The following is a 23,866-nucleotide window of genomic DNA, read 5'->3' as shown; positions in this document are numbered from 1 at the left end:
CTTGCTGCCAACTGGTTATATGGTAATAAATATAAGGTTTATCAGGGCTTATTTTCTGGATAAAGTAAGTTTTTTTGTTTAGTTTTCTAGTTCTTCTAAAGCCATGTTATAATCATACTGTAAGTCTTCATGCAGCTTACTTATAATCCTTTTAATTAATGCTATTTGTCGCTCGTAAATATTTGTTAAAGTAACATTTCTGTTAATTGATGGCGTAAAATTTTTAAGTTTTTTACAAAAATAGAGTAGGAGTTCTACTTCGGTTTCTTTCTTTAAAGAATAGCGTGCATACTTTTTTATGTTACGTAAAATCTTGCGCACACTCTTTTTAATATAGAAGTAGCTATCTCTATTAATAGTTTCAAATTGTTCATCTATTTCAACTTTTACAGTTTCTATATAGCCAGACTCGTCATGAGACTCAAACAATAAATAGGTAAGGAGCTCTTTGTTCTCCTTTTTAAATTTTGAAAGACGTAAACATAATTGCATTAACTCATCACTTGAGCGATGTTGTAATTCTTTTTTTATGGTAACTACAGATACTGCTTTCAAACTTTATAATGTTTTCTTATGGTGCGTTTAACTTTAAATAGCCGTATTAGACCAATGAGTAATATAATTGGAGATATACAAAGTAAAACAATTCCAAAAGGTTTTAACTCAGAGAAAATCTCTAATTTCATTATAGTAAATCCCGTACCTAAAAAAACTATAAAGGTTCTAAAATATGCCAAAAAGGTTCTTTCGTTTGCTAGTTTTGTTCGTTCTATTGCTAACCAATCTCTAATGATTAAAGGTGCTGTTTCTTTATCCATTACTTACCTTTAAGGAGATTTACACTTACTGTTGCTAACTCGTTATTTGGGAAAGTTGTAAAGTAATTTGGATCTGGATGTAATCCAGATTCTGCAGCGACTTTATTAAATACATCAACCTCTAATATGTATTGATCACTATAGCCATGAGTAGCATCATAAGCTGTAGCAGCTGTTTTACCAATATTTTTTGCTGTAAATTTTGGATTGATAGTATGTAATTCTATCATTAATAAGCCAAAGCGTTCAACGTAAGGTTTCCATTTTTGTAAATGTTCAAATAGAGAATCTTCAACCAAATTATTACTAATACGTTTACCTTGATATGTATAGGCTCCAGACGATTGACTTACTCTATTGGTTGCTTTTTTAGGAGCTTCCCAGATGCGATTGTGATCTAAAAAAGTACGTACATTAAGTAAATCTTTTAGCTCTATATTATAATCTTCTTTTAAGTCTTTTGCTAATAAATCTGGTCTACCAATATCTCCCCAAATTACTTTAGCCCAAATATCTGCTTTAATTAAATTAGCTCTTGTTACTTTTAAAGCTGCTTGATTAAAATCTGCTCCAACTAAAAGTAGCGGATGTTCGTCAAGCATTTTTCCTCTCTTGGTTTGATGCTCAATCACATCAAATATATGCTGAATAAATGCACCGTTACCACAACCCATATCCAAAATACCTTTAGGTTGCTCATCAATAGGTTTGTTAAATAGTTTAATAATGACTTGGTCAATAACCTTGAAATATGTTGAATGCGCGCCACCAGATCCCCAAACATTCATTTCTCTATCAACATGTTTTTCTGTGTCATCTGGAGAATCCGTTTTTAACACTAATGGATTTCCAAACATAAGTTCATCTAGCTTAACAAATGTTGGTAAGTAAGATACTGTAACACCATAGGCACTTGCACGTTTCGCAAAAAACAGCCCTTCATCTGTAAATTGATAGGTGTCTTTTTTCTTTTTAAACCAACCTAAATGCGTTAAAAAGTCTAGTATTTTTTTAAAACTTTCTGGGTCTTTGTGGTACTCTTGAGCTCTAAAAGAAGCTTCCATAAAGTATTTATGAAAAAACCCATTCATACCTAATAAAACAATAATTGGAGCAATGATGACACCTTCAATATGTTTTAAAATTTGATACTCTGTAGAAGCACTATTTTCTATGTTAAGTCCGAAATGAGATTTATAAGCTTTAAAAATACGTTCTAAAGCACTAAAAGCATCTGAGCCAATACGTTCTTCAGGAAATTTAACCGAATATGAAAGTAAGTTTACAGCATCTTTGTATGTGTGTGCTAAAGAAAATACAGTTTTGCTTTTCTCATTAACTTCATATTCAATATTGTCACTCGCATTATCGATGTGTTGAATTAGCCAGCCTTGAGATGATAAAATTCGTAAACCTATGTTTAGATAACCTTCATTAGCGTTAAACCGACTTGTTAAATCGTTAAGGTTTACTTTTTGATGTTCTAATAAATAATCTAAAACACCTTTTTTATGTAAAGCATATATTGTTGTTGCAGTAGCAATACCATCTAAATGTTTAAAGATAGTGCCTCTTAATTGTTCTTTATCTTGTTTTGAAAGCATATTAAATTGTTAGATTATAAATATAGAAAAAAAGCTCTTACTTATTAGTAGGAGCTTTGTTAATGTCTTTTTTTGATTTAAAATATGGTTAAATATTATGTTACCTCAATTTTGGAAAATCTGTAGGATTTACTTCATGCATTACATCATAAACAGCTTCAAAAATATCTTCTGCTGATGGTTTTGAAAAATAATCACCATCAGTTCCATAAGCTGGACGATGTGCTTTTGCTGTGAGTGTTTTTGGTTGGCCATCGAGATATTGAAATGCGTTTTGTGTATTTATAATTTCGTTTAAAATATAAGCTGAAGCGCCTCCAGGAACATCTTCATCAATAACCATTAAACGATTTGTTTTTGCAACACTCTTTACGATATCATGATTAATATCAAATGGTAATAACGATTGAATATCAATGACTTCGGCATCAATACCAACTTCTATAAGTTCTTTTGCAACTTGTTCAACAATTCTTAATGTAGAGCCATAAGAGACTAAAGTAATATCAGAACCTTCTTTTACAGTTTCAACAACTCCAATTGGTGTTTTAAATTCTCCAATATTATTTGGCATTTTTTCTTTTAACCTATAACCATTTAGACACTCAATTATTAGTGCAGGCTCATCACTTTTTAGAAGTGTATTATAAAAACCAGCAGCTTTAGTCATGTTTCTAGGAACTAAAACATGAATACCTCGTATTAAATTAATAACACCACCAAGTTGTGATCCTGAGTGCCAAATACCTTCTAATCTATGACCACGAGTACGAATAATAAGTGGCGCTTTTTGTCTTCCTTTTGTTCTATATTGTAATGAGGCTAAATCGTCACTCATTATTTGTAGTGCGTATAAGATATAATCTAAGTACTGAATTTCTGCTATTGGGCGTAAACCACGCATAGCCATACCAATACCTTGACCTAGTATGGTAGCTTCTCTAATACCTACATCTGCAACTCTAAGCTCACCATATTTTTCTTGCAAACCTTCTAAACCTTGATTTACATCTCCAATCGTACCAGCATCTTCACCAAAGATTAGTGTTTCTGGGTAATTGTTAAAAATGGCATCAAAATTATCTCTTATAATGACTCTTCCATCTACGTCGTTTGCATCAGTATCATAAGTTGGAAGGACTTCATTTATGTGTAGAGCAGATTTGTTTGATTCGCTATATAAGTGTGAGCTGTATTTTGGCTGAATTGTATTGATATAATTATTTACCCAAGATTTAAGAATTTCCTTTTCATCAGAAACTTCAGAAACTACATAACGTAGAACTTTTCTGGCTGCAGATAGAATATCTTTTCTAATAGGTTCTGTAATAGCAGTTAAATCTGAAATAATTTTATTAATAAAAACCTTATTAGCACTTACGTTTGCTATATTGGTTAATAATGTAATCGCTTCTTGTTGGTCTTCTTTTATTGGTTTAAGATAAGCGTTCCATGCGGCTTTTTTCCCATCTCTAACAGCTTTCTTTATAGTTTTATCAAAATCATCAAGTTCTTCTTGTGAGGCAATATTATTATTGATAATCCACTCACGCATTTTAACAACACAATCGTACTCGGCTTCCCAAGCTAAACGCTCTTTGCTTTTATAGCGTTCATGCGATCCAGAAGTAGAATGACCTTGTGGTTGTGTTAACTCAACTACATGAATCATTACCGGTACATGTTCTTCTCTAGCTATTTTTGATGCTTTTTGATATGTTTCTATTAAAGCAGCATAATCCCAACCGTTTACTTTTAATATTTCGTAACCTTTATTGTTTTTGTCCCTTTGTAACCCTTTTAAGATTTCTGAGATGCTTTCTTTTGTTGTTTGGTGTTTAGCATGAACAGAAATACCATATTCATCATCCCAAATACTAATAACCATTGGTACTTGTAAAACACCAGCAGCATTAATAGTTTCAAAAAACAAACCTTCACTTGTACTTGCATTACCAATTGTTCCCCAAGCTATTTCATTTCCTTTTTTAGAAAAATTGCTAGTGTCAATGTTTTTTACATGCCTATATATTTTTGAGGCTTGTGCTAAACCTAGTAAACGTGGCATTTGACCAGCAGTAGGAGAGATGTCTGCACTTGAGTTTTTTTGTTCTGTTAGGTTTTTCCAATCACCATTTGCATCTAAACTATGCGTGCCAAAATGACCACCCATTTGTCTTCCAGCACTCATTGGGTCTGCATCAATAGATGTGTGCGCGTATAAGCCAGCGAAAAATTGCTCAATACTTAGCTTGTTTATAGCCATCATAAATGTTTGATCTCGATAATAGCCAGATCGAAAATCACCATTCTCAAACACTTTTGCCCAAGCCAATTGCGGAACTTCTTTTCCGTCACCAAAAATTCCAAACTTTGCTTTTCCTGTGAGTACTTCTCTACGTCCTAATAAACTACACTCTCTACTTGTTACAGCAATTTTATAATCATTAATTATTTCTGATTTAAAATCATCGAAAGTGATGTCGTCTATAGTTTTAGAATTGCTTTGCATAGTAGAGTTATATAAGTTGCAAATTTAGCAAATTAGACTATCTTTTGCAAGATGCTAAAGTGTTATAATATTGAGAATATGATAAAAAAAACGTATTTTTTTTGATGTATCATAAAATAAATCTTAAAAAAAGGAACTTCGTTAAGAATTATTTAATACCATTTTCTTCTAAATAAACCTAATAATGTTTTAGGATCTACAGTAAAAATAAAGCGAATTTTTTGATCATAATTGTCTTGACCAATTTCCCATCCTAAGTTTGAATATATTGGAAAATATAATTCAAAATAATCTTGAACTAAGTTTAGTCGAATTCCAGAGTCATAAACAATTTTAGGGTCTAATCCTTTGTTTTTTAAGAAACCAAAATCACCATATGCTTGAATATAGCGCCAAATAGAAGTACTTACATTTGCGGTAGTCATCCATTGATTTGCAAATGGTGTATCTAGTTTAGATTTAAAGCCACCTTCAGAAATAACAAGTTGTTGACTAAAAATACCTGAAGCTTCAGAGCGCCCTAAGTAATTGTAATCAAATAAATAATCTGTTGGTCTATCTAATGCAAAACTAAAGTAGTCTGAAGAAGATTCTGTTTTATTATATAAAAATGTACCTGCAAAAAGCCTAATACTAAATTGCCTATTACTCTCAAAGAGTTTTCTATATTCATAATTTGCCGATACTTTACCAAATTTCTGACCAAACTGAAGGTCGTAGGATGCGTTAGAAAAATTAATTAAGCCAGGGTTGCCATATGAGTATCTTAAATTTACAACACTATAGTCTGGTTCATCTACATCAATAATGGCATTGTCACCAATATCTCTTGAAATACTTAAAAAGCGTAAGTTTAAATGCTGCCATTTGTTTGATCTAAAATCGTTATTGTTTCTAAAAGAAAAAGATAAGCTTGGTGTTAGTTTGGTTACAAAAGCATCTTCGGCAAATGATGAGTAACCAAGACCAACACCATAAGTAATACGATATAAATTTTTGTTTTCTATATTATGAGAATACGATATTGAACCGCCACCAGTTAATGACTTAGATTTAGTAGCATATTGTGGAGAAAGCTTATAGTTTAAACGTTTGCGCAATAACGTTTTGTTATAAAATTTAGTACCTAATGTTAGTCCATCATATATATTGTTAAACTCTACTAAAGGCATAATAAATATCTGATTGTAATTGGGGTCTTCAATATCTTTTACTAATCTAAATTGCAATGGTTTATTATTAAAAAAGAAACCTTTTAATGTTTTATAGTTATCTCTTAAATTAAATTCAGGTATGGTTTTATCATAATTTAGGGCCAATTTATTAGCACCTTCTCTAGGTATGGTAATTGTTTTGTCTTTAGCTATGTTTTCAATCCAAGATTTAGATAAAATAGAATCATTGTTAAGTGTAAACAATGAAATTGGCATATTATTATCTTCTTTATTTTTAATAGTTAATGTTATAGAATCTTCTGTTTTTATAACATCTTTAATTTTAAAGTCAATCTTTTTTCTTGAGTTAACATAATCTGTAAAAAACCAATCTAAATTTTTATTGGTTTTGCTTTTTAATAAGTTTTCGAATGCAATAGAATTTACTTGCTTTAACTTACTTTGTCTTAAAAACTCAGAAATTGTTTGTTCTAAAATGTTTGAGTTTATATAGTCGTCTAAATATTTTAAGCCTATACCTGCTTTATATTTTCCAGCAATATTGGCATTAAATTTTAAAAGAGAATCTTTAGATGTTGTTAAAGGCTGATCTCTATTTGTTCGAGCCATTTGCATAAAAAACAAATTGTATTGCTCATTATAGTGCAAATCTGAAGCATGAAAAGAGCGTATACCCCAAATATTGGCTAAAGTTCCTAAAAGCTTGGTGTCTGGATAGTTGGTTTCTACATACTTCATTAAAAAGTAAGTTTGTAATCCTTCAATAAGCCAATAATCTTTTCTAGGGTTTGTTAATAGTGTGTTCTTTAAATAATTATAAAGTGCTGTTTTAAGTAGTTTTAATTCATATTGAAAACTGTCAGGAAACGGTCTAATAAAATCTGGCAATTGATTTAAACCGTAAAGCGGGTCTTTTTTATAATCACTTTTTGTAATTAATAACCTCTCATGCGGATAGCTACCTAGATTTTCACTAACAAAATTTGTTATTTTATCAGTAATCATTGCTAGTTCTTCTGGAGGAAGACCTTCATTATTAAGGTTAGAAACTATTGTAAATTTATCTGTTTGAACAAATTTATAATCTGAAAATTTATTTAAGATTAAGTTTGTATTAACTCTATCCTTTCCGTTTAAAAAAACGGTTTGCGTACTGTCATTTTGTTTTAAACTAGCAGTGTTTAACTCAGAAACAAAAGCGTAATTTTTTGGGAACTCAATTTCAAAAGATAAATCTGCTTTTGGTATAAAAAGGTCATCAAGGTTTTTATTGCTGTAGTAATGCCATTTACCATTATAAACTGAAGGCGTGATGTACCAATATTTTAAATTAAAATTAGCATCTTCGCTTATACCGTAACCTGTAAATGTATCGTCTGGTAAAATAACATTATAGTCTAAAGTTATATTATATGAGTTTAACGGAAGCAGCGGCTGTTTAAGTTCTACTTTTATTACATCTGGATGATTGGCAACTCTGTTGAATAATAGCTGAACGTTATTTTCCTTAATACTATTAATAGAGGTTATACCTCTTTCTTCATCTTTAGCAAAGTGAAATTTATTGTTAAATTCTTCGGCAAATCGTTTTGCTAATGGTGTTTTTTTTGACGAATAGCTATTGTTCCAATCATTTAAAAATAGGGTATACAAAGTATCATTACTTGTATTTTGATATACTATGTTTTGAGTAATATTTATGCTCTTATTAGGGACATCAAATTTTGCTTTTAACTCAATACTGTTTTGGGCATGTATTTGAATATAAACAGTTGATAGAGCAACTAAAAAAAGAGTACGTAATTTCAATGTAATACAATAAATTTTTAAAGATTGTTATTTTGAAGCCTTATGTTGAAAACTTAATTAAAGGTTTTCTTCTTTAGATAACGAATGGTTTATAGTTATAGTCTTTACAAGTTGAGTTAAATTAGTTATACTTTGGTTAGAAGTTTGGACTCAACCCATATTCTTTATAGAAATTATCTAAAATACTTATTACTTCGTCTGAATTATCTACCATGTGAATTAAGTCTAAATCTTTAGCACTAATGTTTTCAAATTTTTCTAAAAGTGTGCTTTTTACCCAATCCATTAATCCTGACCAAAAATCAGTACCAACTAGAATAATTGGAAATTTTTCAATTTTATTAGTTTGTATTAAGGTGATAGCTTCAAATAATTCGTCTAAAGTTCCAAAACCTCCAGGCATAACAACAAAACCTTGCGAGTATTTTACAAACATTACTTTACGAACAAAGAAGTAGTCAAAATCTAAACTTTTATCGCTATCTATATATGGATTATCGTGTTGTTCAAAAGGTAATTCAATATTTAAACCAACAGAAGTTCCGCCAGCTATATGTGCACCTTTATTACCTGCTTCCATAATTCCTGGTCCACCACCAGTAATTACACCATAACCATGATTAACAATTTTTTCTGCTATTTCTGTTGCTAATTTGTAGTATTTGTGGTCTGGTTTTGTTCTTGCAGAACCAAAAATAGAAACACATGGTCCTATTTTACTTAGTTTTTCATACCCATTAACAAACTCTCCCATAATCTTGAAGATTGCCCAAGAGTCGTTTGTTTTAATTTCATTCCAACCTTTATGGTTTTGTTCTTTCCTCATATTTTATTCTTTAATTTTTAGCTTTTAGCTTTTAGCTTTTAGCTTTTAGCTTATAGCTTATAGCTTTTGGCTTTTGGCTTTTGGCTTTTGGCTTTTGGCTTTTGGCTTTTGGCTTTTGGCTTTTGGCTTTTGGCTTTTTTACAATCTGCTAATTTAATTCTTTTTTAAGGAATTTTGCAGTGTAACTTTTTTTATCTTTTATAATTTGTTCTGGTGTGCCTTTTGCAACAACTTGACCACCACCTTTTCCGCCTTCATATCCTATATCTATAATGTAATCGGCCATTTTAATAACATCAAGATTATGCTCAATAATTAAAATAGTATTGCCTTTATCTACTAGCTTATTTAAAACTTGCATTAAAACACGTATGTCTTCAAAATGCAAACCTGTAGTGGGTTCATCTAAAATGTAGAATGTGTTTCCTGTATCTCGTTTGCTTAGTTCTGTTGCTAATTTTATACGTTGAGCCTCACCACCAGACAGTGTTGTGCTTTGTTGACCAAGCGTAATATATCCTAAGCCAACATCTTTAATAGTTTTTAATTTTTTGTGAATTTTCGGAATATGCTCAAAGAAATTTACAGATTCATTAATGGTCATGTTTAGCACATCACTAATAGATTTTCCTTTATAACGAATTTCTAAAGTTTCTCTGTTAAAACGTTTACCTTGACAGGTTTCGCACTCCACATAAACATCAGGAAGAAAATTCATTTCAATAACGCGTAAACCACCACCTTGACAAGTTTCACAACGTCCGCCTTTTACATTAAAGCTAAAACGACCAGGTTTGTAACCACGAATCATTGCTTCAGGAATTTTTGCAAACAAACTTCTAATTTCACTAAATGTACCAGTGTAAGTAGCAGGATTGCTTCTTGGTGTTCTACCAATAGGTGATTGGTTTATATCGATTACTTTATCTATATGTTCTAAACCCTTTATGCTTTTATATGGCATTGGTTTTTTTACACCATTAAAATAGTGCGCATTCATAATAGGATATAGTGTTTCGTTAATTAGCGTCGATTTTCCGCTACCAGAAACTCCTGTGATACCAATCATTTTCCCAAGAGGAATATCTATAGATACATTTTTTAAATTGTTACCTGTGCACCCTTTTAATGCAATTGATTTACCATTGCCTTTACGACGCTTTTTTGGTGTCTCAATTTCTTTTGTTCCGTTTAAATAATCGGCAGTTAGCGTATTATGAGTTAAAAGCTCTTCGGGCGTTCCTATGCTAATAATTTCGCCACCATATTTCCCTGCTTTCGGACCTATATCAATTACATAATCTGCACGCTCAATCATGTCTTTATCATGTTCGACTACTATAACAGAGTTGCCTATGTCTCTAAGTGATACTAATGAATTGATTAGTTTTTCATTATCACGTTGATGCAAACCAATACTTGGCTCATCTAAAATGTATAATACGCCAACCAATTGAGATCCAATTTGAGTTGCTAGCCTAATACGTTGCGCTTCACCACCAGAAAGTGATTTTGAGCTTCGATTTAGTGATAAATAGTCTAAACCAACATCTAGTAAAAATTGAAGCCTAGACTTAATTTCTTTAATTATTTCTTCAGAAATTTTTAATTGTTTTTCTGACAGTTGATTTTCTAAATCCTGAAACCAAGATGCAAGTTCAACAATATCTTTATGTGCTAACTCAGCAATGTTTAATGCATTTACTTTAAAGTACAAGGATTCTTTTCGTAAACGAGAACCTTCGCAATTGTTACATTGTACTTTATCCATATACTCTTTTGCCCAACGCTTTAAAGAGGTAGAATCTGAGTTTTTATATTGGCTTTCTATAAAATTGGCTACACCTTCAAATTCAATTTTATAATCGCGAGTAACACCAAGTGTTTTGCTTTCTACAGAGAATTTTTCGTTTCCGCCATATAAAATCATTTGTTTGGCGTCTTCAGGAATATCCTTATATGCATCAGCTAAATCAAAATCGAAACGTTGTGCTATAGTTTCAAACTGCTTAAAAATCCAACTGTTTTTTTGAGGGCCATGAGGTGCTAAAGCTCCAGCTTTTATTGATAATTTATCGTCTGGAACTATTTTATGTTTATTTACTTGATATAACTCTCCAATACCATTACATTTTTGACATGCACCTTTTGGTGAGTTAAACGAAAAATTATTTGGTTCTGGATTTGGATATGAAATTCCAGAAGAAGGACACATTAGGTTACGACTAAAATAACGCGCTTCATTTGTGTCTTGATCAATAACCATAAGCACATCATCACCATGATACATGGCAGTATTTATAGTTTCAGTTAAACGCTTGTCATTATCAACAGTATCATCAATTTTGAGTCTGTCGATTACAATTTCAATATCATGCGTTTTATAACGATCAAGCTTCATGCCTTTAACTAAATCGACAATTTCGCCATCTGTTCTTACTTTTACAAAGCCTTGCTTTGCTATTTGCTCAAATAATTCTCTGTAGTGGCCTTTTCGTGATCTAATAACAGGAGCAAGGATGTTAATGCGCTTTCCTTTAAATGTTTCTGAAATAAGCTGTTTAATTTGATCATCGCTATAACTAACCATTTTTTCGCCAGTATTGTAGCTATAAGCATCGCTTGCTCTTGCGTAAAGCAATCGTAAGAAATCGTAAATTTCTGTTATTGTACCAACAGTAGATCGTGGCGATTTGCTTGTTGTTTTTTGTTCTATGGCAATAACAGGAGATAGGCCATCAATTTTATCGACATCTGGTCGTTCTAATCCGCCTAAAAATTGTCTCGCATAAGCCGAAAACGTTTCGATGTAACGACGTTGTCCTTCAGCATAAATTGTATCAAAAGCCAATGATGATTTTCCGCTACCAGAAAGCCCAGTAATAACTACTAGTTTTTCACGCGGAATTGTAACATTAATATTTTTGAGGTTATGTACTCTAGCACCTTTAACCTCTATATGTTCTTCAAATTGACTCATAGAATAGCAAAGTTGCAAAGGTACAATTTTAGTTGTTAAATTATTGTGAAGTATTGCTTCAGATTTCTTATAATTGTTAACAGATTTTTTAAAAACAAACAATATGAAATTATTAGGAATTGGCTCAAGAATTAATCATAATGAATTTGGAAAAGGTGTCGTTACCAATGTAACGTCTAAACACTATTGGGTAACGTTTATTGACAATGGATTAGAAACTATAGATTTAGATAGTGATTTTGAAGTTATTGAAGCTGCCGAAGATGATGTTGATACTGTTAGTTTTTTTGAAGTAGAACGTAGTTTGGTTAAGATTTTAAAAAAGTGGAGTGATGCTACTGAAGTTGTTGCTATTGCTGATAAATGGAAAGGAGGAAAGCTTATCTTAGAACCAGGAGATACTAATTTACAAAGTAAAGAATTACCTATTGACAGCTTTTTTCATAAGATAACGATGGTTAGAGATCGTTTACGAGTTATGGAGCAAAAAGTGAACTCTAGTAATTTAGAAGAACAAGAAAAGATTGACTTGCAGCAATATATTACGCGTATTTATGGGAGTTTGACTACGTTTAACGTGCTTTTTAAACTAAAGACGCAGCAGTTTGTAGGGCAAAGGAGTAAATAGGTTTATGCATGATTGCCTTAGTATTTTACTAATGCTATCTTTTAAATATGGTAAGATGGATTTCTTCACCCAATTCTGTTTCACTATTACTAGAATGAAAAATTTGTTTTAAACCCTGATTTTCAAAGGATTTAAAATAGTTATTATTTAAAAGCCATGGAGGTCCATTTTTGTAAGTTCTTTTTTCTTGTTGAATTTCAGTTATAATAATTAGTTTTCCATTATCTGCTACGAAGTCAGAAATATTCTGAATTAATGTCTTTTCATATTTTGGAGGAAGTGCTTGTATGGTAAAGATTTCTAGTACAAAATCAAATTTTCTATGCCATTCTGTAATTCCTTCTATTAAATCTGCTTGTAAAAATTTCACTTTAGAATTTGGGAACCTTGTTTTACAAAGCGCAATAGCATTATTTGAAACATCGAAAGCTGTTACAGTAAAACCGTGTGATTCAAGTTCAATGGCATCATCACCCATTCCACAACCAATAACCAAAGCAGTTTTTCCTTGACCTTTATTTGGGTTTTTAGTTATCCAATTTTTAAATATTGGATGCGGAGCCATATTTGCCCAAGGAATATCTTTTCCTCCTTCATTAGATTTAGAATAAAGAGTCTCAAACCATTGGTTTGGTTTGTTCTCATCTACTCCAAATTTTTTTCTTGTCTTTTCGTTCATTTGCAATTTTTTATTCTAAAGCCTGTCCTTTTATATCTTCAATTTCAAGTCCTAAAAATAACAGCTTGTGAAACGTTGGCAATTGAGCACCACTTTTGGTTATAGTCCAATCATTCCATGATGCTTTTAAACCATCAATAGGTAATATAGATGTCCACATTTGGTAGCTAGTTGGTTTTCCGTTATCATCAAAATGCCATAAATACGAATCGCCAGGAGTTGAGCCGCCAGATGTATAGGTTATTAATAATGCGTCTTTATTATCTTCTGTTTTTACTAATCTGCGTTCTACACCATCATCAAAAACCTTGTAAGGTGCCACCAGCCAAAAAGTATCATTATTAAAGTAGGATTCTGCTTTATGAATATAGTCGTGTACATCATCTTCGCTATAAACTTGTTCTGATAGATATACTTTTGACTTATCGTGATTTGCTAAATTTAAATCTACTTTAATGTTTTTCCAATATACCTCGCAAGTATTATTGGTTTTATTCCACTTATAATGATGTCTTTTTTTAAAGGTGAATTCAATATAGTCTGTTGTTTTATAAGCCTCATAATTTAAAACATTTAACATTTTTGTTGCTAATGCATCTGCTTCTTTGCCTTGTTTTCCTTTAGGTAAAGCTTCATTATATTTAAAGTAGGCGTAGCCAAATAATAAAAATGTAGGTAGCGTAAAGAATACTATGAGTCCTCCAATAATTTTTAAAATGCGTTTAATTTTCATGAGTCATTTTTTCTTTAATTGCTTTGGCTAAAACGTTGGCAGCTTCAGGGAAATGTCTAAACCATAACTCTGGCTCAATAAGTTCTAATTCTGATACTGCAATTTTACTATTATTATCTTCAAAAATATCGACTCTGGCATAAATAGGCAATTCTGGGCATGCTTTTACTGAGTTTTCTGCAAAGCTTATTTCTTCTTGTGTAGGTTTATAATCATGGACGCTGCCTCCAAAATCATCTTGTACTCTAAAATCACCAGCTTTAGCCTTTTTTAAAATGGCGTGTGTAAAAATACCATTAAAGACCATCATCGATACTTCACCTTTAGTTACAATGCTATGCTGAAATGGTTGTAGCATCATTGCTTCATCTTTAATTAATGATTTAAAAACAGCTTCATGTACCTCAAGGTTATCTAGATTTAATTTGTAAGTATGTCTTGCAGCTCCAGAAATACAAGGTTTTAAAACGGTGTCTTTCCAACCTAAAGTTTGATGTAGTGTTTTTAAAGTTGTAGTAGAGTTTTGTTCTATAAAGAGGCTTTCGGCAATATGTACACCATTATTTTCTAAATCATTGAGGTAATGTTTATCGATATTCCAAAGAATTAAATCTTTAGAGTTTAATAATTGCGTTTGTGTTGTAACTCTAGATAGCCATTGAGAAAATTCATTAAAGCGATGAAAATAATCCCATGTAGCTCTAAATAAAACAGCCTTTGTTGTAGACCAATCAAAAGTAGTATCATCCCAAGCTAAACGTAAGGTCTTTAAGCCTAAGTTGTTTAATGCGTTTTGAACCAATTGATCTTCATATAACACATTTTTTGTATATGTGTCAATATGTTTTGGGTTTACATATTTGTGTTCTGTAAGTATAATTACATCGTACGGTTTTGACATAGTAAAAAGTTAAAATCCAACAGCAGTATCATCACCACGATAATCAGCGCCTCCTTCTAATCGCCCGTCATCTAACACTAAAATGGCATCAACTTTGGAGGTGATTGGTGGCGCATCTTCATTTATAAAATAGCCTTTATTTGATAGTTGTTGTTTTAATTCTTGAGAAAAGAAGTTTACCTCCATTCTAATTTCATCTGGTAACCATTGGTGATGAAAACGTGCTGCATTAACTGCATCTTGCATAGTCATATCAAATTCGGTTACATTTAAAATGGTTTGCAATACAGATGTAATAATTGTCGAACCTCCAGGAGTGCCTAAAACCATATATAATTCTCCTTCTTTTTCAATAATAGTTGGTGTCATGGCACTAAGCATACGTTTTTCTGGAGCAATACTATTAAGTTCTCCACCAACCAATCCGTAAACATTTGGTACACCTGGTTTGCTACTAAAATCATCCATTTCGTTATTTAAGAAAAAACCGAGTTCATCTACAAATAGTTTTGACCCATAAGCTCCATTTAGCGTCGTGGTAATTGAAACTGCATTGCCAAATTGGTCTACAATAGAAAAATGCGTGGTTTCTTCCTTTTCTGAACCTAATATTTCTCCATAAGAAATAGTGTTTGAAGGTGTTGCTCTTTTAAATGAAAAATCTTTCATACGTTCTTGAAGATACACATCACTCAGTAATGTCTTGGTTGGAATTTCAACAAAATCTGGGTCACCCAAAAAGTAGCTTCTATCAGCATATGAACGCCTTTCGGCTTCTACTAAAACTTGTATGCTTTTAAGTGAATTATGTCCGTATTGCTTTAGATCGAAAGGTTCAATCATTTTCATTATTTGAGCTAAACATAAGCCACCACTTGATGGTGGTGACATAGATATAATTTGTAAATCTTTATAATTAAAACTTACTGGTTCACGCCATTTAGCTTTATATAGTTTTAAATCTTTAGAAGTAATGATGCTGCCTCTTTCTTTTAAGTAGTCTAGTAAAATAGTTGAAGTCTTACCTGTATAAAATTCATCTCTGCCATTTTCTACAATTCGCTTTAAAGTTTTTGCTAGTTGAATATTTTTAATGGTATCATTTACAGGTACATTTTTATTGTATATGATTTTTTTACCATTCACAGCATTAATAATGCTATCATACTCAGTAAGTTTTTTATGTTGTTTTTTAGTAACTATATGCCCTTTTTCAGCAAGTGCAATAACGGGTTGCATTAAATCTTTAATAGGTATTGAGCCAAATTTTTTGTGTGCAGCAAAAATACCAGCAATTGTTCCAGGGACACCAACTGCATGAGCGCCAACAGTACTCATATTTTCAATTACATTGCCATCTTTGTCTAGATACATGCCTTTGTTAGCAGCCAGTGGTGCTTTTTCTCGATAATCTAAAGCTCCAATTTCTCCATCTTTTAATCTATAAACCATAAAACCGCCACCACCTAAATTGCCAGCATAAGGATAGCAAACAGCCAGAGCCATATGCGTTGCGAACATGGCATCAAAAGCATTGCCACCATGTTTTAAAATGTCACTTCCTATTTTTGAAGCTTCTTCCCGAGCTGAAACTACCATTGCATTTTCTGTAATAAGTCCTCTTTTAGTAGTTGGCTCTGTGGTTTTTCTTTGGGAATCTTTACATGTGAAAAAACACATGGTCATGAGTGAAATTAGAAGCGTTTTTCTCATATTAATCATTAAATGTTTTGGTGATTTCTATTAGCTGTTGTTGTGTAAATGCTTCCAATTCTTTAAAAAAGTTAGTAAACTCTTTTTCAAATTCACTATAGTATAATTTAAGTTCTTTAGTAGCTTCATTCATTTTAGAAATATTTTTGGTACGTCTATTCATTCCATTTAAAACGCGTTGAATACCTTCAATTTTAGAATAGCTTAATAACCAATTATCTGCAATCATATAAGGCATCATTTTTTGAATGCGCAGCGGTAGCAATTCATAATTATCTTCTAAAGAATCGTAGAAGTCATCTACATATTTTTCTAAAGGGATTTTAGAATAATGTTTCCAGTTTTTTGCTAAATAATGATCGTATAAAATATCGACAATCACACCACTATAATGGCTGTAATTTTCGTGAAGTCTTTTTGTACTTTGTCTTACAATTGGGTGCGCATCTGTAAATGTATCAATTTGACGATGTAAAAGGATGCCAATCTGAATGTCTTTAGGATATTTTTTGTAGTGTTTACCTCTAATTCCGTCAGCAATAAAATTACCAATCGTTATCATGTTATTGTTGCCAGAAAGATATATGTGAGCTAAAAAATTCATATCATAAATATATGTATTTTTGAACTTTAAATTATCAAATTTGAAGAGATTACAAAACTTAGATGTTTTAAGGTTTTTGTTAGCTAGTATTGTGGTTTTTTACCATGTGCCAATGCTGTGTAGAAATCAAGGCTTGCCCTTTTTTTCTGACGCTCCTATTTTTAATAGAGGAAAAGAAGCCGTTTATATGTTTTTTGTTTTAAGTGGATTTTTAATAATAAGGCTCATTTATCTTGCTAAACAACGCGATGTGTTTTCAATTAAAAAGTTTTATATAAGGCGTATTCTTCGCATATTTCCATTGTATTATTTAATTGTGACTTTTGGATTATTATTCTATTATGTAATACTTCCTTTTTTTAAAATCCCTTATGAAAACAACTATAATTTATTTGAAGGTATCTTGTTATCTGTATTTTTTTTGCCTAACGTTTTTAGAGAATTATACATGCCAGGTGGAATTCTTGAAGTTTTATGGTCTATAGGTATTGAAGAACAGTTCTATATTATTATTGCTCCTTTATTGTTTTTTATTAAGAAGAATAGAGTTCTTAAAACTTTAGTTATCCTAACATTAGTGTATTTCGTTGTCTTTCATTTAGATGTTTTATATTATTTAGAGAAGTTTAGACTGGTGTATTTTTTGTTGTTTTCTGGCGGTATAGTTGCAATTTTAGAAGAGAAAAAGAAACTTGAATTTTTAAAAACATCATTTGTTATACCACTATTTATAACCGTGACTACTTTATTATATTTTATTACAGATGTAATAGTTTTTAATACTGTATGGTTAAATAACTTGATAATAATGGTTTTGTTTAGTTTATGCATACATACATTAGCACATAATAATTTTGGGGTTGCAATAAAAAACAAAACATTAAATTATTTTGGCGAAATATCTTATGGAATATATATGTATCATGTTATTGTTTTAAATGCAGTAGTGTTTATATTTTTAAAAGTAGATACCATAAATATTTTTAACGATACAATAACAATACTTTTAATTTATATGCTCACTTTTGCATTAACACTATTAATTGCTCATTTTTCATATACTTATTTCGAAACTTATTTTTTAAAACTTAAAAACAAATTTAGAGAATGACACTTATAAAATCTATATCAGGAATTAGAGGCACAATTGGAGGAAACGTTGGTGATAATCTTACACCAATAGATGCCGTTAAATTTGCCTCAGCATATGGTTCATGGATTAAAGAGCAGAGAGATAAAGAATATTATAAAGTTGTGGTAGGAAGAGATGCAAGAATTTCTGGAGAGATGATTCAAAACTTGGTAATGAATACGTTAGTAGGTTTAGGAATTCATGTAGTAGATTTAGGGTTGTCTACAACGCCAACTGTAGAAATAGCCGTACCAATGGAACATGCAGATGGCGGCATTATTTTAACAGCCAGCCATAACCCAAAACAATGGAATGCACTTAAGCTTTTAAATGCTAAAGGCGAATTTTTAAATGGAGTAGAAGGGGCTAAAATTTTAAAGCTAGCAGAAAGTGATGCTATAACTTTTGCAGATGTCGATAGTTTAGGAAAGATTACAAAAAATCAAGCTTATATAGATTTGCATATAGATGAAGTTTTAGATTTACCATTAGTAAATGCAAAGGCAATAGAAGCCGCTAATTTTAAAGTAGTTGTAGATGGTGTAAACTCAACAGGAGGTATTGCAATACCATTACTCTTAGAGCGTTTAGGCGTACATCCAGTTAAACTGTATTGCGAACCTAATGGGCATTTTCCTCATAATCCAGAACCTTTAAAAGAACACTTAACAGACTTGTCTAAAGCAGTTGTTAAAGAGCATGCAGATTTTGGTATTGTTGTCGACCCAGATGTAGATCGTTTAGCATTTATAGATGAAAAAGGAGACATGTTTGGAGAAGAATACACTTTGGTAGCATGTGCAGATTATGTGTTAAGTCAAACACCAGGAAACACAGTAAGTAATATGAGTTCTACTAGAGCCTTAAGAGATGTTACTCAAAAGCATGGCGGTGTTTATGAAGCAAGTGCAGTTGGCGAAGTAAATGTTGTTGAACTTATGAAAAAGAATAACGCTATAATTGGTGGCGAAGGTAATGGAGGAATCATTTATCCTGAATCTCATTACGGTAGAGACGCTTTAGTTGGAGTGGCTTTATTTTTAAGTTTACTAGCAGAAAAGAAAATGAATGTTAGTGAGTTACGTGCTTCATATCCAAATTATTATATGAGTAAAAAGAAAATTCAATTAACACCAAAATTAGATGTTGATACTATTTTAGATCAAATGGAATCACGTTATCAAAATGAAAACTTAACAACGGTAGATGGTGTAAAAATTGATTTTTCTAATAGTTGGGTACATTTGAGAAAAAGTAATACCGAGCCAATTATTAGAATTTATACAGAAGCACCTTCGCAAGATGAAGCTAATGATTTAGCTGATAAAATTATTTCTGAAATTAAAGCTATAGCAAATATTTAGTATCTTTAACTATTCACTTTTATTATGATAAAGACCAAAACTATAGCTGCTAAGTTATCAACATTAGAAACTTATTTTCAACAATTTAGACAGCACATTATTGGTATAGATCAAGAGTTTGAATCACCTTTTGGAACTCAAAAAATCATTTATACAGATTGGACAGCTTCGGGTCGTTTATATAGACCAATAGAGGAGAAACTCTGTAATGAGTTTGGACCTTATGTAGCAAATACACATACAGAAACCACTGTTTCTGGTACTGCAATGACTAAAGCTTACCATAAAGCAAAGCATATTATTAAAGATCATGTTAATTGTAATGATGATGATGTTTTAATAGTTTCTGGAAATGGAATGACTGGTGTTGTAAATAAATTTCAACGAATTTTGGGATTAAAAATACCTGAAAATTTAAATAAGTATACTAATATACCTGAAGAGATTAGACCTGTTGTTTTTGTATCACATATGGAGCATCACTCCAACCAAACTTCTTGGTTAGAAACGATGGCTAAAGTTGAGGTAATTCCGCCAGGAGATGATGGCTTGTTTAGTTTAGAAAACTTAGTAATACTATTAGATAAGTATAAAGATTGTACGTTAAAAATAGCTTCAGTTGTTGGAGGTTCTAATGTTACAGGTTTGCAAACTCCATATCATGATATTGCTAAACTAATGCACGAGCATGGCGGCGTTTGTTTTGTGGATTTTGCATGTTCTGCACCTTATGTAGATATTGATATGCACCCAAAAGATGAAACTAAATCTTTAGATGCCATTTTCTTTTCGCCTCATAAGTTTTTAGGCGGTCCAGGTACTTCAGGTGTTTTAATTTTTAATAAAAAACTGTATAAAAATATGATTCCCGATTGTCCTGGTGGTGGAACCGTTAGTTGGACAAACCCTTGGGGAGAACATAAATACATAGATAATATTGAGGATCGTGAAGATGGAGGAACGCCTGGTTTTTTACAAACAATAAAAACAGCACTCGCCATTAAATTGAAAGAGCAGATGGGAGTCAATAATATTCTTAAACGTGAACATGAGTTAGTATCTAAAGTTTTTAAAGAATTGTCTCCTATTGAGAATATAAACATTCTAGCTGATCAACATCAGGACCGTCTTGGTGTTATTTCGTTTTATATTGATGATTTACATTATAATCTAGGAGTGAAATTATTGAATGATCGTTTTGGCATACAAACAAGAGGTGGTTGTAGTTGCGCTGGTACGTATGGGCATTTTTTATTACATGTAGATGTTGAAACGTCTAATGCCTTAACAAATGAAATTTCTATAGGTGATTTAGTTAGAAAACCGGGTTGGATTAGAATGTCTATTCATCCAACTACAACAGATCAAGAAATGAACTTTGTTTGTAAAGGTATAATGTCACTTGCAAAGCATCATAAAGAATGGGCAAAGGATTATGATTATATAAAAGTTTCAAACGAATTTATTCATAAATCCCTTAAAGAGAAACCTTCTAAAGACACTCAAATAGAGTCTTGGTTTGAACTATGATTTTTTGATAAAATCTTCTGGAAATTTATCCCTGTGTTTCCAACGTTTATGAGTCCAAAGGTAGTATTGCGGTGCTTCTTTAATTTGTTTTTCAACTAATTTAAAGTACAAGTCAGTAATCTCATAGTTTTTATAATCTTTTGGGCGTTCTGTTATGGTTTCAAAAGTAGTTTCGTAATACCCTCTTTTTAAGCGTTTTACTCTAAAAAAAACAACGGCCATATCTAAACGCTTTGCTAGGGTTTCTGCACCAGTATGCATTGGCACTTGAATATTCATGAATTTTCCCCAATGTAATGCTGTATGCGGTTTTGCTGTTTGATCTGAAACGAAGCCACATAAAGTTACATTACCCTCAACTTTAGATCTTAATAATACAGGTACGGTTTCTTTTGTAGTGATGAGATAGCTGTTATACTTTGCTCTAATACGCTTTACCAATCGATCAAAATATTTATTTTCTATTTTTTTATATACTGCATAGCCTTTAGTGCCAATATATGATTGTAGAATAAAAATCCATTCCCAACTACCATAGTGCGCGCACATTAAAGCAACGCTTTTTTTGTTTTTTTCTAAATTTTGTAGTAATTCTACATTAGAAAAAGTAAAACGTGTTTTCATTTGTTTTTCTGTGATAGTTAAAGACTTTATAGCTTCAACAATCATATCACATAAATGATGGTAGAATTTTTTAGTAATTAAATGAATCTCTTCTTCAGATTTCTCAGGAAATACAAGGCGCAAGTTCTCTAAAACTGTTTTTTTTCGGTATCCAAAAATGCGATATACAAAAAGATAAATTAAATCAGAAAAAGCATATAGCAATCTAAACGGTAATATAGAAATCATCCATATAAATGGATAAACTAAAATGTAAACAAGAAATTGCATTTATTAATATTAGATTTGTAGGGACAAATATATGTTATATTTAATTTAAACGTTTAGAGTTTATGGGTAATTTAAGTCTTGTAACTATTGTAATAATTGTAGCCAATGTTATAATCTCTTTTAAAGGTTTTAATGACTATGTTTTTTTTGAACGTTACAAATTTAATGTAGGTAGTGTAAGGCGCGGAGAACAAATACGTATGTTTAGTTCTGGGTTTTTACATGTAGATACTACACATCTTTTTTTTAATATGTTCACTTTGTATTTTTTTGCAGATGTAGTAGTTAGTTATTTGGGAGACACTAATTTTATTATAGTTTATATTATAAGCTTAGTATTAGGAAGTCTATTATCCTTATATTTTCATAAAAATGAATATCATTATAGTGCAGTAGGCGCAAGTGGAGCAGTAACAGGCATATTATATGCTGCAATATTGTTAGAACCAAATATGAGCTTATATATGTTTTTTATTCCGATACCAATTCCGGCCTATGTTTTTGGTATAGGTTATCTTTTATATTCAATTTACGGAATGAAAAAACGTATCGGTAATATTGGTCATGATGCGCATTTTGGAGGTGCTATAGGAGGTTTTATTGTAACATTAATGCTTATGCCATCTTTGTTTAAAACAGACTTATTGATGATTGGTTTATTATCTATACCAATTATAATTTTGTTTGTAATGCGTAAGCTAGGGAAGTTATAAAAAAAAGAGCCTTCATTTATTTGAAGGCTCTTTTTTTAGTTTAATAATTCGGCAATCTTATCTTCTAAAGATTGACCTCTTAAGTTTTTGGCGACTATCTCACCTTTTTCATTTAAAATAAATGTAGCTGGTATAGATTTTACATTATAAGCTCTAGCAACTGGATCATTAAAGTAGCTTAAATTCGAGACGTGATGCCATGTTAGTTTGTCATCATCAATTGCTTTAAGCCAAGCTTTCTTAGGGTCTTTTTGACTTCTTGCACCATCAAGCGAAACGCCTATAATTTCTAAGCCTTTACTATGATATTTATTGTAAATTTTTACTACGTTTGGGTTTTCACGTCTACAAGGGCCACACCAAGCAGCCCAAAAATCAATAATGGTTACTTTTCCTTTTATGTCATTTAAAGCTAAAGTTTTGTCATTAGTATCAGGTGCGGAAAAATCTGGTGCAACCTTGCCAATATTGGTAGCTTCAATACTTTTAGCTTCTGCTGTTTTTACTAGTATTGTATTGTATACAGTTTTTCCGTAGCCTGAAGATTTAATATCGTCATTTAATGTTTTAAAAGTATTATCTACTGTTTTAATTGGGATGCTTTTATTACTAAGCATAGTTTCAATTAGAGATAATGAAAAGTAATTATCTGGATTTTCGGCAATAAATTCTTGTGGTAAGTTATTTCTTTCCTTAGAAAGAGAAACAAGTTCTTTGGTTAAAAACCCCGTTTTTGCAGTATCTTGAGCTTGTCTTGCTTGCCTTACTTCTGTACTTAAAGCTTTTTGTTTGTTAGCTAATGTATTTGATTTTTTAGCATAAGCCATAAGTACATCGTTACTTTTTGTTCCGCTAATTTTAGATTGAGATAAATTATTTTTATCAAGTTCAATATTTATGGCTGCATTTTCTACAAGTATTGGTAAATTTCCGTTAACACTATTTATGATGAGAGATTGCATTTCTGGATGATTTACTTTGCCTTCAAAAACAAATGTTTCATTCATAACAATAGCTGTGTCTTTCATTACTTGTCTACCTCGTTGGTCTTTAGTAGCTAAATAAGCACGAACACCATTATAGACACCAGGAGCATTACCAGTGATAAGATACGTATCTCTTTTTTCTTGTTCTACTTTAGTATTACAAGATGAAAGAATTATACAAATCATTAAAAATCTAAGACTATTTTTCATTAGTATAAAATTTAGAGTCATACAAATATATAAAGTTATCTAAATGTATTTTATA

Annotated in this window: 19 protein-coding genes; 5 read left to right on the top strand and 14 right to left on the bottom strand. The window is 31.3% G+C overall.

Annotated elements, in window-relative coordinates; translation table 11 throughout:
* Positions 1-78: 78 nt before the first annotated feature.
* From BXY80_RS09285 to uvrA, 7 genes are all read right to left on the bottom strand, one after another.
* Positions 79-555 (bottom strand): hypothetical protein, encoded by a 477-nt coding sequence (locus BXY80_RS09285; RefSeq protein WP_120201247.1) that lies wholly within the window; start codon positions 553-555, stop codon positions 79-81.
* A complete protein-coding gene (locus BXY80_RS09280) occupies positions 552-818 on the bottom strand; it encodes a DUF202 domain-containing protein (protein ID WP_120201245.1) in 267 nt (88 codons plus the stop codon). Before BXY80_RS09280 ends, BXY80_RS09285 begins: the two co-directional genes overlap by 4 nt.
* On the bottom strand, positions 818-2,422 hold the full coding sequence (locus BXY80_RS09275) for a class I SAM-dependent methyltransferase (protein WP_120201244.1): 1,605 nt from the start codon (positions 2,420-2,422) through the stop codon (positions 818-820). The genes BXY80_RS09280 and BXY80_RS09275 overlap by 1 nt, the downstream gene beginning before the upstream one ends.
* Before the next feature lie 100 nt (positions 2,423-2,522).
* Positions 2,523-4,934 (bottom strand): alpha-ketoacid dehydrogenase subunit alpha/beta, encoded by a 2,412-nt coding sequence (locus BXY80_RS09270; protein ID WP_120201242.1) that lies wholly within the window; start codon positions 4,932-4,934, stop codon positions 2,523-2,525.
* A 152-nt stretch (positions 4,935-5,086) separates the two neighbouring features.
* Positions 5,087-7,918 carry a gluzincin family metallopeptidase gene (locus tag BXY80_RS09265; protein ID WP_245977235.1) on the bottom strand — a complete coding sequence of 944 codons (2,832 nt, stop codon included), beginning with the start codon at positions 7,916-7,918 and terminating at the stop codon, positions 5,087-5,089.
* A 136-nt stretch (positions 7,919-8,054) separates the two neighbouring features.
* Positions 8,055-8,744, bottom strand: a complete 690-nt coding sequence (locus tag BXY80_RS09260; RefSeq protein ID WP_120201240.1) for an LOG family protein — start codon at positions 8,742-8,744, stop codon at positions 8,055-8,057.
* A gap of 148 nt (positions 8,745-8,892) precedes the next feature.
* Positions 8,893-11,724, bottom strand: coding sequence for an excinuclease ABC subunit UvrA (gene uvrA / locus BXY80_RS09255; RefSeq protein ID WP_120201237.1), 2,832 nt, complete (start codon positions 11,722-11,724; stop codon positions 8,893-8,895).
* A 103-nt stretch (positions 11,725-11,827) separates the two neighbouring features.
* Here uvrA and BXY80_RS09250 point away from each other — a divergent pair, with 103 nt between their 5' ends.
* Positions 11,828-12,352 (top strand): hypothetical protein, encoded by a 525-nt coding sequence (locus BXY80_RS09250; RefSeq protein WP_120201568.1) that lies wholly within the window; start codon positions 11,828-11,830, stop codon positions 12,350-12,352.
* 34 nt (positions 12,353-12,386) lie between these two features.
* Here the strand turns inward: BXY80_RS09250 and BXY80_RS09245 are convergent, their stop codons facing one another.
* Genes BXY80_RS09245 through BXY80_RS09225 form a run of 5 tightly spaced genes read right to left on the bottom strand, consistent with a single transcriptional unit; the run spans position 12,387 to position 16,982 of the window.
* Complete coding sequence (locus BXY80_RS09245) at positions 12,387-13,031, bottom strand: class I SAM-dependent methyltransferase (protein WP_120201235.1); 645 nt, start codon at positions 13,029-13,031, stop codon at positions 12,387-12,389.
* Between the two features lie 10 nt (positions 13,032-13,041).
* Complete coding sequence (locus BXY80_RS09240; RefSeq protein ID WP_120201233.1) at positions 13,042-13,764, bottom strand: hypothetical protein; 723 nt, start codon at positions 13,762-13,764, stop codon at positions 13,042-13,044.
* Entirely contained in the window at positions 13,754-14,665 is a 912-nt protein-coding gene (locus tag BXY80_RS09235) for an ATP-grasp domain-containing protein (protein WP_120201231.1), read from the bottom strand. Before BXY80_RS09235 ends, BXY80_RS09240 begins: the two co-directional genes overlap by 11 nt.
* A gap of 9 nt (positions 14,666-14,674) precedes the next feature.
* Entirely contained in the window at positions 14,675-16,378 is a 1,704-nt protein-coding gene (gene ggt, locus BXY80_RS09230) for a gamma-glutamyltransferase (protein ID WP_120201229.1), read from the bottom strand.
* Between the two features lies 1 nt (position 16,379).
* Positions 16,380-16,982 carry an acyl carrier protein phosphodiesterase gene (locus tag BXY80_RS09225; RefSeq protein WP_120201227.1) on the bottom strand — a complete coding sequence of 201 codons (603 nt, stop codon included), beginning with the start codon at positions 16,980-16,982 and terminating at the stop codon, positions 16,380-16,382.
* Positions 16,983-17,022: 40 nt separating this feature from the next.
* On the opposite strand from BXY80_RS09225, the gene BXY80_RS09220 reads away from it, so the two are divergent.
* Genes BXY80_RS09220 through BXY80_RS09210 form a run of 3 tightly spaced genes read left to right on the top strand, consistent with a single transcriptional unit; the run spans position 17,023 to position 21,008 of the window.
* Positions 17,023-18,093, top strand: coding sequence for an acyltransferase family protein (locus BXY80_RS09220; protein WP_162843295.1), 1,071 nt, complete (start codon positions 17,023-17,025; stop codon positions 18,091-18,093).
* Positions 18,090-19,478, top strand: a complete 1,389-nt coding sequence (gene glmM / locus BXY80_RS09215; RefSeq protein WP_120201223.1) for a phosphoglucosamine mutase — start codon at positions 18,090-18,092, stop codon at positions 19,476-19,478. The genes BXY80_RS09220 and glmM overlap by 4 nt, the downstream gene beginning before the upstream one ends.
* A 24-nt stretch (positions 19,479-19,502) precedes the next feature.
* Positions 19,503-21,008: an aminotransferase class V-fold PLP-dependent enzyme gene (locus BXY80_RS09210; protein ID WP_120201221.1), complete on the top strand. Its 1,506-nt coding sequence runs from the start codon at positions 19,503-19,505 to the stop codon at positions 21,006-21,008.
* Here the strand turns inward: BXY80_RS09210 and BXY80_RS09205 are convergent.
* A complete protein-coding gene (locus tag BXY80_RS09205) occupies positions 21,003-21,902 on the bottom strand; it encodes a lysophospholipid acyltransferase family protein (protein WP_120201218.1) in 900 nt (299 codons plus the stop codon). The genes BXY80_RS09210 and BXY80_RS09205 overlap by 6 nt on opposite strands.
* 62 nt (positions 21,903-21,964) lie before the next feature.
* Between BXY80_RS09205 and BXY80_RS09200 the strand changes: the two genes are divergently transcribed.
* A complete protein-coding gene (locus BXY80_RS09200; protein ID WP_120201216.1) occupies positions 21,965-22,615 on the top strand; it encodes a rhomboid family intramembrane serine protease in 651 nt (216 codons plus the stop codon).
* 35 nt (positions 22,616-22,650) lie between these two features.
* Here the strand turns inward: BXY80_RS09200 and BXY80_RS09195 are convergent, their stop codons facing one another.
* Positions 22,651-23,811, bottom strand: a complete 1,161-nt coding sequence (locus BXY80_RS09195) for a TlpA disulfide reductase family protein (protein ID WP_162843294.1) — start codon at positions 23,809-23,811, stop codon at positions 22,651-22,653.
* Positions 23,812-23,866 lie beyond the last annotated feature (55 nt).

The sequence above is a fragment of the Ichthyenterobacterium magnum genome, assembly GCF_003610635.1.
GTDB classification, from domain to species: Bacteria; Bacteroidota; Bacteroidia; order Flavobacteriales; family Flavobacteriaceae; genus Ichthyenterobacterium; species Ichthyenterobacterium magnum.
Note: the sequence above shows the minus strand (reverse complement) of the source record. Positions and strands in the feature narration are given on the sequence as shown.

Excerpts from the sequence above, each read along its gene's own strand:
- BXY80_RS09280 (WP_120201245.1), bottom strand. The coding sequence starts at position 818 with ATGGATAAAGAAACAGCACCTTTAATCATTAGAGATTGGTTAGCAATA.
- BXY80_RS09275 (WP_120201244.1), bottom strand. The coding sequence starts at position 2,422 with ATGCTTTCAAAACAAGATAAAGAACAATTAAGAGGCACTATCTTTAAA.
- BXY80_RS09270 (WP_120201242.1), bottom strand. The coding sequence starts at position 4,934 with ATGCAAAGCAATTCTAAAACTATAGACGACATCACTTTCGATGATTTT.
- BXY80_RS09260 (WP_120201240.1), bottom strand. The coding sequence starts at position 8,744 with ATGAGGAAAGAACAAAACCATAAAGGTTGGAATGAAATTAAAACAAAC.
- uvrA (WP_120201237.1), bottom strand. The coding sequence starts at position 11,724 with ATGAGTCAATTTGAAGAACATATAGAGGTTAAAGGTGCTAGAGTACAT.
- BXY80_RS09250 (WP_120201568.1), top strand. The coding sequence starts at position 11,828 with ATGAAATTATTAGGAATTGGCTCAAGAATTAATCATAATGAATTTGGA.
- BXY80_RS09245 (WP_120201235.1), bottom strand. The coding sequence starts at position 13,031 with ATGAACGAAAAGACAAGAAAAAAATTTGGAGTAGATGAGAACAAACCA.
- BXY80_RS09240 (WP_120201233.1), bottom strand. The coding sequence starts at position 13,764 with ATGAAAATTAAACGCATTTTAAAAATTATTGGAGGACTCATAGTATTC.
- BXY80_RS09235 (WP_120201231.1), bottom strand. The coding sequence starts at position 14,665 with ATGTCAAAACCGTACGATGTAATTATACTTACAGAACACAAATATGTA.
- ggt (WP_120201229.1), bottom strand. The coding sequence starts at position 16,378 with ATGAGAAAAACGCTTCTAATTTCACTCATGACCATGTGTTTTTTCACA.
- BXY80_RS09225 (WP_120201227.1), bottom strand. The coding sequence starts at position 16,982 with ATGAATTTTTTAGCTCACATATATCTTTCTGGCAACAATAACATGATA.
- glmM (WP_120201223.1), top strand. The coding sequence starts at position 18,090 with ATGACACTTATAAAATCTATATCAGGAATTAGAGGCACAATTGGAGGA.
- BXY80_RS09210 (WP_120201221.1), top strand. The coding sequence starts at position 19,503 with ATGATAAAGACCAAAACTATAGCTGCTAAGTTATCAACATTAGAAACT.
- BXY80_RS09205 (WP_120201218.1), bottom strand. The coding sequence starts at position 21,902 with ATGCAATTTCTTGTTTACATTTTAGTTTATCCATTTATATGGATGATT.
- BXY80_RS09200 (WP_120201216.1), top strand. The coding sequence starts at position 21,965 with ATGGGTAATTTAAGTCTTGTAACTATTGTAATAATTGTAGCCAATGTT.
- BXY80_RS09195 (WP_162843294.1), bottom strand. The coding sequence starts at position 23,811 with ATGAAAAATAGTCTTAGATTTTTAATGATTTGTATAATTCTTTCATCT.